The sequence below is a fragment of the Paeniclostridium hominis genome, assembly GCF_014306135.1.
GTDB classification, from domain to species: Bacteria; Bacillota; Clostridia; order Peptostreptococcales; family Peptostreptococcaceae; genus Paraclostridium; species Paraclostridium hominis.
Genome location: NZ_JACRWD010000005.1, coordinates 58,141 through 71,166, shown reverse-complemented (window position 1 = coordinate 71,166; position 13,026 = coordinate 58,141). Strand labels below are relative to the sequence as shown.

The following is a 13,026-nucleotide window of genomic DNA, read 5'->3' as shown; positions in this document are numbered from 1 at the left end:
ATCCCCCTGATTAATTTTCTATTCTAGAAAGAACTTCTGTGTATCCTTCTACTAAATCTCCCAAATCTCTTCTAAATCTATCTTTATCAAATTTCTCATTTGTATCTACATCCCAAAGTCTACAAGTATCTGGAGATATTTCATCAGCTAATATTATATTCCCATTTACATCTTTTCCAAATTCTAATTTAAAATCTACTAACTTAAAGTTCATATTTAAGAAAAATTTCTTCATTATTTCATTTATTTTTAAAGTTTCTTCTCTTAAAAATGTTAATTCTTCTCTAGTTGCAAGCTTCATGGCTACTGCATGATCATCATTTAGCATTGGATCTCCATAATCATCGTTTTTATATGAAAGTTCAAATATTGGTTCATCTAAAACTATACCTTCTTCTATTCCATATCTTTTACAAAATGAACCTGCTGTTATATTTCTTACGATTACTTCAAGTGGTAGTATCTCAACTTTTTTAACTATCATTTCTCTGTCCGAAACACCTTTTATAAAATGAGTCTCTATACCTTCTTTTTCTAACATTTCAAACATAGCTGTGCATATTTTATTGTTTAGTATCCCCTTTAAATTTATTGAAGCTTTTTTTTCACCATTAAATGCTGTTGCATCATCTTTGTAGTAAACTAGGTATTCATTTTGATTTTCTGTACTAAATATTTGTTTTGCTTTTCCTTCATATAATAACATTTTGATTACCCCCTTAAATTTTGATCATCTTCTAATACTTTTAATTCCATCTCTTTTCTATAGTTCTTTAATTGCTCTTTAATTACTGGATATTTAATACTCATTATCTGAGCAGCCATTAATGCTGCATTTACTCCAGAATCTATAGTTACAGTAGCTACAGGTATTCCTTGTGGCATTTGAACTATTGAAAGAAGTGAATCTAAACCATCCATTGTAGATGACTTTATTGGTAACCCTATAACCGGTATTAAAGTATGTGATGCTATTACTCCTGGTAAATGTGCTGCTTTTCCTGCAGCTGCTATTATTACATCTGTGTCATTTTCTATTTCTTTTAAAAAATTCATTAATTGATTTGGAGTTCTATGAGCTGACAATGCTCGTGCTGAAACTTCTATTCCGAACTTTTCTAAAAGCTCAATTCCTTTTTCTAACTTTGGATAATCTGACTTTGAACCCATAACTACTGCTATTTTCATCATAATCCTCCTATTTTTACATACTTAATGTTTTTTATAATTTTAAACATACGTATTATATAACGAACCTTATATTTAAATGGTATCTTATTATACGTATTTTATCAACCATATATTTATTTTTTGTTCGAGTTTTTTATATAAGTTTTTAATCTTATAAATTAAATAAAAAAAGTCACATACTTGCTATCAAAGATATTTATAGCAAGTATGTGACTTTTATAAAATCATTATATTATCCTAAAAACTTATTCAACCTTTTACTTACATCAAACCCAAAATCTACACCTATTATTAATCCAAATACAATAGCATATGAAAAATCAATTCCCCAAAACAAGAATTTCTTTTTAAGATTTGTGTTCATATTATCACCCTATTAAAATATATTATATATATTATTATATTCCTAACATCTATATTTTTCTACATTTTAAAAACATTACTGATTCATTATATCAACTATTTCTCCAGTATACATATTAACCTCAAACCACCCACTTGTAGCTATATGACTCTCCTCTTTATTTGTTATAACATCATAAGCATGAACAATATATTTATCTCCATCAACATTATCTACTTCTATGAAATTGGGTATATAAGAATTTTTATCTTCTAAATATTTTTTTACTAAATCACTGGCCTCTTTTTTGCTTAGTTTCTTATCTACATTATTAATTGATGTTTCTTTTAAATTTTCTTTATTATAATTTTTATCACTGTCTGAACTACTAGCACAACCTATAATTAAAAATCCTGAAAGAAATATACTAGTTACTAAAACACTATATAATTTCATAGGTTACCTCCATATTATGAAAAATTTACTATCTAATATAGTTCACAAGTTAACTAATTTTCATTCAGTAACAGCTTAATAAAATAATTTTATTTTTCACTAATTCTTAAAATTACGAAAATATAAGAAATCTAATTAAATTGTTTTAATTTAATTTTATGTGGTATCTATATAAAATAATTAAAATTTATAATTTATACTTAGGAGATGAATTAAAGATGAAATCTTTAAAAGGAACTAAAACAGCACAAAATTTAATGAATGCATTTGCAGGAGAATCACAAGCTAAAAACAAATATCAATTCTATGCTAAAATAGCTAGAAAAGAAGGATTTGTTCAAATAGGTGATGTATTTGATGAAACTGCTCATAATGAAGAAATGCATGCTAAAATATTTTTTAGATACTTATTAAATGATTTTACTGGAGAAGATGTTCAAGTAACTGGATCATATGGTGTAGGAATGGCTAGCACTTTAGAAAACTTAAAATTTGCAGCAAAAGGAGAAGATGAAGAAGATACCCTTTACTTAAAATTCGCTGCTGAAGCTAGAGAAGAAGGATTTGAAGAAATAGCAGCTTCTTTCACTCATATACATGGAATAGAAGCTCATCATAGAGATAGATTTTTAAGATTAGCTAAAAATATAGAAGAAAAAACAGTATTTGAAAAATCTGAACCACAAGAATGGATATGTACAGTATGTGGATATGTTCATGTAGGAAATGAAGCTCCACAAGTATGTCCAGCTTGTAAACACCCACAAGGATACTATGAAGTAAGAGCAGACAACTTCTAAAACTAAGTATAAAAAAAGGTTAAATACATATTAAAATGTGTATTTAACCTTTTTTTATTTTATTTTTTAAATATTATATTATAATAATATAAACTTTAGTATAAACATTATCGAAAGTAATATTAATGATAAATTAACTTCTTTTTTCTTTCCTGTAGCTAACTTTAATATTGTAAATGATATTATTCCAAATATAATACCATCTGCTATACTATATGCTAAAGGCATCATTGCAAATGTTAAAAATGCTGGTATTGCATTAGTAAAATCGCTAAAATCTATTTCAAGTAATGAACTTGCCATCATAACTCCAACTAATATAAGTACTGGAGCAGTTGCTTGTGCTGGTATTGCAGTAAATATCGGAGCAAAGAATAATGAAAGTAAAAATAATAAGCCTGTTGTTATTGCAGTTAATCCAGTTCTTCCACCTTCTCCTATACCTGAAGCACTTTCAACATAAGCTGTAACAGTTGAAGTTCCAAGTAATGATCCTGTTGTAGTTGCTATAGCATCTGCGAATAATGCCTGCTTAGCTTTTGGTAATTTACCATTTTCATCTAACATGTTTCCTTTAGATGCTACTCCTACTAAGCACCCTACCGTATCAAATAAATCTACAAATAAGAATGTAAATACTACTACTATCATATCTAAACTAAATATTTGATTAACTGGAACTGAAAATGCTTGTAAAAATACTGGTTTTAAAGATGGTACTGATGAAACTATAGCTGAAGGTAATTGAACTAATCCAGCAACAATTCCTATTGCAGTAGTAACTACCATAGCTAGTAAAAATGTACCTTTAACATTTTTAGAAAGTAATACAGCTGCTATTACTAAACCTGCTATAGATAATAAAACCGTTGGACTTTGCATATTACCTAATTGTAATATAGCACCTCCACCTTCAACTATTCCTGCATTTACTAATCCTATAAAAGCTATAAATAATCCTATACCTGCTGTAACTGCATGCTTTAAAACTTTCGGTATACAGTCAATTATTTTTTCTCTTACATTAGTTACTGTTAATAATATAAATATTAAACCTTCTATTAAAACTGCACATAAAGCAAATTGCCAGCTATAACCCATTTGTAAAACTACTGTATATGCAAAGAATGCATTTAATCCCATACCTGGCGCAAGTGCTATTGGGTAATTTGCTAATAGTCCCATTACAGAACTTCCTATAAATGCTGCTATAGCAGTTGCAGCAAATACAGCATCTTTGTTCATCCCAGCATCCCCTAATACACTAGGATTTACTACTAATATATAAGCCATTGTCATAAATGTTGTTATTCCTGCTATAATTTCAGTCTTAACAGTTGTATTATGTTCGCTTAACTTAAAAATCCTATCTAAAATAGATTTATTTCCCTTTGAAGTTTGTGCTATCTGCATATCCTTCCTCCTATTTTTATAAAATATAATTATAATTTCGTTCGTATTTTACCAACCTTATACCCTAATTATATTTTATGACGGATACTTTTTCAAGATATTTTACGAATATTTTAATATTATTTTTATTTTATATTCGTATTTTATCAATGTTTACTACAATAAAAAATAAACTATCTTAAAATATTTGTTTTATAACATCTAATATCTCAAGATAGTTTATTTATAATAATTTTTTAATTAGCTTCTACAATTTCTTCTTTAACTTCATGCTCTTTAATTTCACTTTCACTTAACCCTCTATTATACTTTTTAGTAAATATAATCAATAATAGTATTGAAGCTATAAAGTACAATGCACTTGCTATATAATATGCTCTACCATAACCTGCATCAGTTTTTAATAATGAATATCTAGCAAATATACCTGCAAATATACCGACTATAGAGTTTGATATAAGTATAAATGAACTATATGCTGGAGCCAAATTTTTAGGTACAAATGTAAGTGGCAGTGATTGCTGTATAGGATTTGATGCATTAGCAAATCCAGATCTTAAAAATAAAACTCCTCCTATTATCCATGCTATGTTTCCTCCAAGCATAGCTCCATTTGCCATTATTATCATAAGTGGTATACATAGCATCATAGATGCTGATATAGTTATTATAGATCCAAGTTTTTTCTCTAAATATGGTGCAGCAAGAAATCCTAGTACCATAGCTAAAGTTTGTAATGTAATTATTGTTGAAACTGTACCCCTACTTATATGTAAAAAGTTATTTAAATATATTGGGAAGTATGGAGTTATAAGCAATGCTCCAAATCGTATTATACTAAATATTACAACCCACATTATTATATGCTTATTAAGAAATATCTTAAAATCAAATTTCTTTTCTGCTTTTCTAGCAATTATCTCTTCTTCTGATTCTCTATAATCTTCAACTCTTTCTCTTAAAAAAACTAAACAAATTAATGCTAAAACAGTAAATATTATTGCGATCCATAAAGCAAATCTATATGAATTTATATAATAACTCATTTGAGTTGAATTTAATTTACTGGCATTTTCAGATAAAGTTGAAGCTTGATTATAATCAATTCCTAAATATCTACTAAATTTCCAAACAACCACTTTCCCATTTAAAAATGTTAAAAGTGATTGACTTATTAAGTTGCAATACATTACTCTTGAAAACATTGAAATTCTTTTTTCTTTTGGTGTGTATGATGTAAACATTAGAGGATATATGAAGTCGAACATACCAGCCCCTATGTTAACTAAGATGTTTGAGATTAGAATTACTTTCGCATTACTACTATAAATACAAGATAGTAGCGCACCTATTAATGCTATTGGTGCAAATAATATAATTTTCTTATACCCTAATTTGTGAACTAATAAAAGTGTCATTGCCATGATGAAAGTTGCTATTGAGGTATACATTGGTAAAGCCTTTACAACATTCGGTACTGTTAAATTTAGGTATGATATATATGAATCATTTGTTATACCTGTAACAGCTCCCATAAAAATGTAACTAACAATAAATATGGCACAATTATATTTCCATCTGCTGTCCCAATTCTTGTCATTGCTTGTAATTATACCAACTAACTTCTCTTCCATAGAACTCACCCCTTAGTTGTTTTATATAATTATATAACAATATTTGACAAAAACCTCGCGTTTTTTGTTTACATAATTATTACATTACGTAAAAATATATTATATTCAAAATATAGTTTTATTTTTAACAATCTTATTCTTAATTTTAAATATAAAGAAAATACTGAATTGAAACTAAGATTTTTAAACTGATATTAATTATCATATCCTCTATAAATACATTTTATATTTATAAGATAAACACTATATTTTTTTATATTTTTAAGTAATATATTTATCATATTTATTATTTTATTTTTATTTTTTAATATCAAAAAAATCTATAAGCATACTAACATATACTTATAGATTTTAATCATATTATAAAAATGCAAATTTTAAAATAAATATTACACTTAATATAATCATTGAAATTTTTGTTTCTTCTTTTTTTCCACTAACTAATTTTAAGAAAGTGTAAGCTATTATACCAAACATAATTCCATCTGCTACACTATATGATAAGGGCATCATTACAAATGTTATAAATGCTGGTATAGCATCCGTAAAATCTTCAAAATTAATTTTTAATATAGAACTTGCCATTAAAAATCCTACTAGTATAAGTATTGGAGCTGTTGCTTGCGCAGGTATAGATACAAATAATGGTGCGAAAAACAGTGATATAAAAAATAAAATTCCTGTAATACAAGCTGTTAAACCTGTTCTTCCTCCTACGGCTATTCCAGATCCACTTTCTACAGTAGTCGCTAAAGTTGATGTTCCTAAAACTGAAGATATCGTTGTAGAAACAGACTCTGCTAATAATGCTTTTTTTACATTTGGCATATTACCATTTTTATCTAATAAATTAGCTCTTTGGGCTATTCCTAATAAAAATCCAATTGAATCAAACATATTAACGAATAATAATGTAAGAACTATAACTAACATATCTAAACTAAATATTTGACTACGACTTACATCAAATACTTTCATAAATACAGGTTGTATAGATGGTGGTACATCAATTACACCAGTTGGCATAGGTACTATTGCAAATAGCATACCTATTGCAGATGTTATTATTATAGATATTAAAAATGCTCCATTTACATTTTTTACTAATAGTGTAGCAGCTATCATTAAACCTATTATTGCAAGTAAAACTACAGGAGATTTTATATTCCCTAAAGATATTATTGCTCCTCCTTGCTGCACTATTCCTGCATTTACAAGACCTATAAATGTTATAAATAATCCTATCCCAGCTGTAATTGCATGTTTTAAAACATCCGGCATACACTCTATTATTTTTTCACGAACATTAGTTACTGTTAATAATACGAATATAGTACCTTCTATAAACATGGCACATAATGCAAATTGCCAAGTATATCCCATTCCTAATACTACAGTGTAAGTAAAGAATGCATTTATTCCCATACTAGGCGCTAGGATTATAGGATAGTTAGCAAGTAATCCCATTATAAAACACCCTATACCTGATGCTATTGCCGTTGCTGTAAATACAGCGCCTTTATCCATACCAGCTTGTCCAAGTATATTAGGATTTACAACTAATATGTATGCTATAGTCATAAAAGTCGTTACTCCTGCTAAAACCTCAGTTTTAACACTCGTATTATTTGCGCTTAACTTGAAAATTTTTTCTAAAGTACTATTAACTTTAGATGAACTCGTATTTTGCATATTGCTCCTCCGATGCTGATAATTTTAGTATTAATTGTTATAAATATAAAAAAATAAAAAGCCTAGGCTTTTTATTTTTTTATATTTTATTAATAAAGTGTTTGAATAAACTTCTTATTCCCATTCAATAGTTCCAGGAGGCTTACTAGTTATATCATAAACTACTCTGTTAGCTCCATCAACTTCATTAACAATTCTATTAGATATTCTTTCTAATACGTCATATGGCATCTTATACCAGTCAGAAGTCATACCATCTGAAGAAGTAACAGCTCTTATACCTACTAAGTAAGCATATGTTCTTTCATCTCCCATAACTCCAACAGTTTTTACATCTGGTAAAGTTGCGAATGCTTGCCATATATTGCTATATAGCCCAGCTTTTTTAAGCTCGTCCATATATATAGCATCAGCTTCTCTTAATATATCACATTTTTCCTTAGTTACTTCACCTATAACTCTTATTCCAAGTCCTGGACCTGGGAATGGATGTCTATATATTAAATCATAATCTATTCCAAGTTCTAAACCTATTTTTCTTACTTCATCTTTGAATAATTCTCTTAAAGGTTCAACTATTTTGAATTCTATATCTTCAGGTATTCCACCAACATTATGGTGAGATTTTATTGTAGCAGCCTCTCCTTGTCCACTTTCTACAACGTCTGGGTATATAGTTCCTTGAACTAAGAAATCCATTTTTCCTAATTTATTAGATTCTTCTTCGAATACTCTTATAAATTCTTCACCTATTATTTTTCTCTTAGCTTCAGGTTCAGTTACACCTTTTAACTTAGATAAGAATCTATCTTCACAGTTAACTCTTATTAAGTTCATATCAAACTTATCTCTAAATATTCTTTCAACATCATTACCTTCATTTTTTCTAAGTAATCCATGGTCAACGAATACACAAGTTAAGTTGTCTCCTATAGCTTTATGAACAAGTACAGCAGCAACTGATGAATCAACTCCACCACTTAATGCACAAAGTACTTTCTTATCACCTATAGTTTCTTTTATTTCCTTTATTTTTTCTTCTATAAATGAATCTGTTGTCCAATCTCCACTTACTTCACAAACATTATATAAGAAGTTTCTTAAAACTTTATCTCCATCTAGACAATGTTCAACTTCTGGGTGGAATTGAACTCCGTATAATTTTTTCTCAGGATGATGCATAGCAGCAACTGGACAATCAGTAGTGTATGCAGCAACTTCAAATCCTTCAGGAAGAGTATCTATTAAGTCTGTATGACTCATCCAAACAGTGTTTGTATCTATACCTTCAAATATACTTGAAGCATTGTATGTTATAGAAGTTTTACCATATTCTTTTTCACTGTTGTTACCTTTTCTTACATTACCACCAAGTAAGTGAGCCATTAATTGAACTCCGTAACAAATTCCAAGTATAGGTACTCCTAGCTCAAATATTTCTTTACTTATCTTAGGAGACTCTTCTAAATATGCACTATTAGGTCCTCCTGTAAATATTATACCTTTTGGATTTTTAGATTTTATTACTTCGATATCTGTTGTATGAGGTAATATTTCACAATATACGTTATTTTCTCTAACTCTTCTTGCTATTAATTGATTATATTGTCCCCCAAAATCTATTACTAAAACTAATTCATGTTGCTTTTTCATATTTTATACCTCCCCTTGAGTGCTGTAATTTGGTGCTTCTTTAGTTATTGTTATGTCGTGTGGATGACTTTCTTTTAATGAAGCTGCTGTTATTTTTATAAATTCACCATTTTCCATTAAATCTTTTATAGTAGGTGCTCCACAGTATCCCATACCAGCTCTTATACCACCTATCATTTGGTATACTATATCTTCAGCTTTACCTTTATATGCTACCATTCCTTCAACACCTTCAGGAACTAATTTCTTAGCATCATTTTGGAAGTATCTATCTTTAGAACCTTTTTCCATAGCTCCTATAGATCCCATTCCTCTATATGTTTTATATGATCTTCCTCTATATAATACAGTTTCTCCTGGACTTTCTTCAGTTCCAGCAAACATTGATCCCATCATACATACAGATGCTCCTGCAGCTAATGCTTTAACTATATCACCAGAATATTTTATTCCTCCGTCAGCTATTACTGGTACCCCGTACTTATGTCCAACTTCAGCACAATCCATAACTGCTGTTACTTGTGGAACACCTATACCTGCAACAACTCTTGTTGTACAGATAGATCCTGGTCCTATACCAACTTTTACACAGTCTGCCCCTGCTTTTATTAAATCTTCAGTAGCTTTAGCAGTTGCAACATTTCCTGCTATAACTTGTAAATTTGGGTATTTCGCTTTAACACTCTTAAGTGCATTTATAACACCCATAGAATGTCCATGTGCACTATCAAGTACAACTACGTCAACATTAGCTTTTACTAAAGCTTCTACTCTATCCATTAAATCAGCACTTATTCCAAGAGCTGCTCCACATAATAATCTACCTTGAGCATCTTTAGCAGAGTTTGGATATTGTATTTTCTTTTCTATGTCTTTTATAGTTATTAGTCCTTTTAAATGACCTTCTTCATCAACTATAGGTAATTTTTCTATTTTATTTTGTTTTAATATTTGTTGAGCTTCTACTAAGTTTATTCCTTCTCTAGCAGTAACAAGATTTTCTTTAGTCATAACCTCGTCCACTTTTTTAGTAAAATCATCTTCAAATTTTATATCTCTATTTGTTATTATTCCGATTAACTTATTATTATCATCAACTATAGGTACACCTGATATCTTATATCTAGCCATTATATCATCAGCATCTTGTATTGTGTGATCTTTTGATAAGTAAAATGGGTCAACTATAACTCCACTTTCGCTTCTTTTTACTTTATCAACTTCTAAAGCTTGCTCTTCTATAGACATGTTTTTGTGTATTATTCCTATACCACCTTGTCTTGCCATTGAAATAGCCATTTTAGATTCAGTAACTGTATCCATACCTGCACTCATTAATGGTATGTTTAATTTTATAGTTTTTGTTAATTGAGTTTGTGTGTTAACATCTTTAGGTAAAACTTCTGACTTTTGAGGAACTAAAAGTACATCGTCAAAAGTTAATCCTTCTTTTAATAGTTTTGCCATATCAGTTGCCCCCTTCGTTATTTTTTTATGCTTACTTATTATTTTTATATAATTAAAAATTTTTATGCTTAAAATTGTTAAATATTAAAATTATAAAAATATAAAAAAATCTGTATAATAATTTCTTATTTTAATATAAGTGAAATTACTATACAGATTCCCAAAGTTCATTTATTTATAGCTAACCTGTAGGGATTTAGTATCAGCCTACAAATTTACTTACGATGATAGAACTTTGTTATAATAATTTCACTCATAGTCGATGTATTTTCGGTACTTCGGTAGAAACTCTCAGACCATATTTCTGAGTATATATGAGTGATTTTTATTTGCGATATTGTATACACGTTGTAATAAGTTGTTTATTAATTTATCAAATTTTATTACTCGTGTCAACATTTTTATATGAATTTATTTTTTATTGAACAGTTTATGCTATCATAGACAGTTTTTATGGATATATTAGCCCTTTTAGCTATCATTTTACACTCCTCATATTCAGGAGTAACTTTTACAATTTTATTTTTATAATATCCTATTTTAACTGTTACATCTCCATATTCACAATGTACTTTATCAAACTCTCTTAAAAGAGTCTTCCTATTATATATATGATATCTAACTCCAAAAGTACTAGTTTCTATCAATATCGTTTCAATAAATTTGTCTAAATCTATCTCATTACATAACACAGATAACTTAATTGCAGGTCTGTTTTTTTTCATATATATGCTTTGTGTGTATACATCTAAAGCTCCATCTTCTATTAATTTCTCATATAAATAAGAAAAAATCTCAGAAGACATATCATCTATATTTGCATTAATTTCATAAATTAGTTCTTCTTTTTTTTTATACCAACTATAGTTCTAAGCATATTTGGCATTTCAAACTTTTTATGACCTATTCCATAGCCAACTTGCTCTACCTCAAATTCTAATACATCTACAAATTCATCACATAAAGTTTTTATTATTGCAGCTCCAGTAGGAGTTGTACATTCACCATTTACAGTATTTAATTTAATTGGAACTCCTTTTAATATCTCAATTGTAGCAGGTGCTGGAACTGGCATAATACCATGATCACACTTTACAGTACCAGAACCAACAGGTACAGAACTTGAATATATCTTATCTATATTTAATAAATCTATTAATACTGAACAACCTACTATATCAACTATAGAGTCAATAGCTCCAACTTCATGAAAGTGTATTTTATCTATAGTTGTTCCATGTACTTTAGCTTCTGCCTCTGCTACAGTCATAAATATCTTTTTAGCTCTGTCTTTTATACTATCCTTTAAAGATGAATTATCAATAATTTCAAATACATCTACTAAGTATCTATGAGCATGAGTTTCTTTTGCTATTACATTAACTTTTGTCCCTACTATACCACTTTCATTTTTATAATCTATTTCTATACTAAACTCGTCATCTAGATTAAGCTTATTCATTTCTTCTAAAAATATTTCTGATGGAACTCCTGCATTTATTAAACTAGCCATAGTCATATCCCCAGAAATACCATTTACTATATCAAAATATAAAACTCTTTCTTCTAACATAATTTACACTCCCATTTAATTAGTGTTAATCTAATTTATTTATAGTAGCAGCCAAATAGCCAGCTCCAAATCCATTATCTATATTAACTACCGATATACCTGATGCACAGCTATTTAGCATGGTTAAAAGAGCTGAAAGACCACCAAAATTGGCTCCATACCCCACAGATGTAGGAACTGCTATAACAGGTACATCAACTAGTCCCCCTACAACACTTGGAAGTGCACCTTCCATACCTGCTACAACTATTAATACCCTAGCTGATTTAAGTATACTCATTTTATTTAATAATCTATGTATACCTGCTACTCCAACATCATAAACTCTTTCTACTTCATTTCCTAAAAATTTAGCTGTATAATAAGCTTCATCTGCTACAGGAATATCTGAAGTACCTCCCGTAACAACTACAATTTTCCCTTTACCTACATTCTTTATAGGCTTATTTTGTATTTTTAAAATTCTAGATAATTCTTCATACTCACAATTTGGATATACGTTTTTTACCTTCTCATAAGTATCTTTCCTACATCTAGTTCCTAATATATTAGAACATTTTTCCTTCATTCTTTTTATAATCCCTAATATATGTTCATCACTTTTTCCTTCACAATATATAACTTCTGGATATCCATTTCTTATTTGCCTATGATGGTCAATATTTGCATATCCTATATCCTCATAAGGTAAATCTTTTAATTTATCAATAGCTAAATCTATATCTATATCACCATTTTTAACTTCTTCTAGTAAATTTCTAATATCCATAAGTTCCCCCTATTATTGGTTGTTTAATAATAATT

General features: G+C 28.7%; 13 protein-coding genes and 1 riboswitch. Of the genes, 1 reads left to right on the top strand and 12 read right to left on the bottom strand.

Annotated features, from left to right (window positions below; genetic code table 11):
- Positions 1 to 10: 10 nt before the first annotated feature.
- The 4 genes from purC to H8891_RS11735 all read right to left on the bottom strand — a co-directional run bounded on the left by purC (position 11) and on the right by H8891_RS11735 (position 1,990).
- Positions 11 to 706 (bottom strand): phosphoribosylaminoimidazolesuccinocarboxamide synthase, encoded by a 696-nt coding sequence (purC, locus tag H8891_RS11745; protein WP_187006594.1) that lies wholly within the window; start codon positions 704 to 706, stop codon positions 11 to 13.
- 5 nt (positions 707 to 711) lie between these two features.
- Complete coding sequence (purE, locus tag H8891_RS11740) at positions 712 to 1,188, bottom strand: 5-(carboxyamino)imidazole ribonucleotide mutase (RefSeq protein WP_187006593.1); 477 nt, start codon at positions 1,186 to 1,188, stop codon at positions 712 to 714.
- 235 nt (positions 1,189 to 1,423) lie between these two features.
- Complete coding sequence (locus H8891_RS15520; RefSeq protein WP_276510627.1) at positions 1,424 to 1,555, bottom strand: hypothetical protein; 132 nt, start codon at positions 1,553 to 1,555, stop codon at positions 1,424 to 1,426.
- Positions 1,556 to 1,630: 75 nt separating this feature from the next.
- Positions 1,631 to 1,990 carry a hypothetical protein gene (locus H8891_RS11735; RefSeq protein WP_147547353.1) on the bottom strand — a complete coding sequence of 120 codons (360 nt, stop codon included), beginning with the start codon at positions 1,988 to 1,990 and terminating at the stop codon, positions 1,631 to 1,633.
- Between the two features lie 218 nt (positions 1,991 to 2,208).
- Here H8891_RS11735 and rbr point away from each other — a divergent pair, with 218 nt between their 5' ends.
- Positions 2,209 to 2,790, top strand: coding sequence for a rubrerythrin (gene rbr, locus H8891_RS11730; RefSeq protein ID WP_187006592.1), 582 nt, complete (start codon positions 2,209 to 2,211; stop codon positions 2,788 to 2,790).
- Between the two features lie 78 nt (positions 2,791 to 2,868).
- On the opposite strand, the gene H8891_RS11725 is transcribed toward rbr, so the two are convergent.
- The 8 genes from H8891_RS11725 to larB all read right to left on the bottom strand — a co-directional run bounded on the left by H8891_RS11725 (position 2,869) and on the right by larB (position 12,991).
- Positions 2,869 to 4,203, bottom strand: coding sequence for an NCS2 family permease (locus tag H8891_RS11725; RefSeq protein WP_187006591.1), 1,335 nt, complete (start codon positions 4,201 to 4,203; stop codon positions 2,869 to 2,871).
- 236 nt (positions 4,204 to 4,439) lie between these two features.
- Positions 4,440 to 5,837 (bottom strand): MFS transporter, encoded by a 1,398-nt coding sequence (locus tag H8891_RS11720; protein ID WP_187006590.1) that lies wholly within the window; start codon positions 5,835 to 5,837, stop codon positions 4,440 to 4,442.
- Positions 5,838 to 6,197: 360 nt separating this feature from the next.
- Positions 6,198 to 7,529, bottom strand: a complete 1,332-nt coding sequence (locus tag H8891_RS11715) for an NCS2 family permease (RefSeq protein WP_187006589.1) — start codon at positions 7,527 to 7,529, stop codon at positions 6,198 to 6,200.
- A 114-nt stretch (positions 7,530 to 7,643) separates the two neighbouring features.
- Complete coding sequence (gene guaA, locus H8891_RS11710; protein ID WP_187006588.1) at positions 7,644 to 9,182, bottom strand: glutamine-hydrolyzing GMP synthase; 1,539 nt, start codon at positions 9,180 to 9,182, stop codon at positions 7,644 to 7,646.
- A 3-nt stretch (positions 9,183 to 9,185) separates the two neighbouring features.
- Positions 9,186 to 10,649 carry an IMP dehydrogenase gene (gene guaB / locus H8891_RS11705; RefSeq protein ID WP_187006587.1) on the bottom strand — a complete coding sequence of 488 codons (1,464 nt, stop codon included), beginning with the start codon at positions 10,647 to 10,649 and terminating at the stop codon, positions 9,186 to 9,188.
- A gap of 236 nt (positions 10,650 to 10,885) precedes the next feature.
- A riboswitch (purine riboswitch) is annotated at positions 10,886 to 10,987 on the bottom strand.
- Between the two features lie 63 nt (positions 10,988 to 11,050).
- The gene (larC2, locus tag H8891_RS15515) at positions 11,051 to 11,476 is read right to left on the bottom strand and encodes a nickel pincer cofactor biosynthesis protein LarC2 (protein WP_456299646.1); all 426 of its coding nucleotides are present in this window, start codon (positions 11,474 to 11,476) and stop codon (positions 11,051 to 11,053) included.
- An 8-nt stretch (positions 11,477 to 11,484) separates the two neighbouring features.
- Entirely contained in the window at positions 11,485 to 12,222 is a 738-nt protein-coding gene (larC, locus tag H8891_RS11695; protein WP_187006585.1) for a nickel pincer cofactor biosynthesis protein LarC, read from the bottom strand.
- Between the two features lie 25 nt (positions 12,223 to 12,247).
- Positions 12,248 to 12,991, bottom strand: coding sequence for a nickel pincer cofactor biosynthesis protein LarB (larB, locus tag H8891_RS11690; RefSeq protein WP_187006584.1), 744 nt, complete (start codon positions 12,989 to 12,991; stop codon positions 12,248 to 12,250).
- Positions 12,992 to 13,026 lie beyond the last annotated feature (35 nt).

Excerpts from the sequence above, each read along its gene's own strand:
- H8891_RS11725 (WP_187006591.1), bottom strand. The coding sequence starts at position 4,203 with ATGCAGATAGCACAAACTTCAAAGGGAAATAAATCTATTTTAGATAGG.
- purC (WP_187006594.1), bottom strand. The coding sequence starts at position 706 with ATGTTATTATATGAAGGAAAAGCAAAACAAATATTTAGTACAGAAAAT.
- H8891_RS11715 (WP_187006589.1), bottom strand. The coding sequence starts at position 7,529 with ATGCAAAATACGAGTTCATCTAAAGTTAATAGTACTTTAGAAAAAATT.
- H8891_RS11735 (WP_147547353.1), bottom strand. The coding sequence starts at position 1,990 with ATGAAATTATATAGTGTTTTAGTAACTAGTATATTTCTTTCAGGATTT.
- H8891_RS15520 (WP_276510627.1), bottom strand. The coding sequence starts at position 1,555 with ATGAACACAAATCTTAAAAAGAAATTCTTGTTTTGGGGAATTGATTTT.
- purE (WP_187006593.1), bottom strand. The coding sequence starts at position 1,188 with ATGAAAATAGCAGTAGTTATGGGTTCAAAGTCAGATTATCCAAAGTTA.
- H8891_RS11720 (WP_187006590.1), bottom strand. The coding sequence starts at position 5,837 with ATGGAAGAGAAGTTAGTTGGTATAATTACAAGCAATGACAAGAATTGG.
- larB (WP_187006584.1), bottom strand. The coding sequence starts at position 12,991 with ATGGATATTAGAAATTTACTAGAAGAAGTTAAAAATGGTGATATAGAT.
- rbr (WP_187006592.1), top strand. The coding sequence starts at position 2,209 with ATGAAATCTTTAAAAGGAACTAAAACAGCACAAAATTTAATGAATGCA.
- guaB (WP_187006587.1), bottom strand. The coding sequence starts at position 10,649 with ATGGCAAAACTATTAAAAGAAGGATTAACTTTTGACGATGTACTTTTA.
- larC (WP_187006585.1), bottom strand. The coding sequence starts at position 12,222 with ATGTTAGAAGAAAGAGTTTTATATTTTGATATAGTAAATGGTATTTCT.
- guaA (WP_187006588.1), bottom strand. The coding sequence starts at position 9,182 with ATGAAAAAGCAACATGAATTAGTTTTAGTAATAGATTTTGGGGGACAA.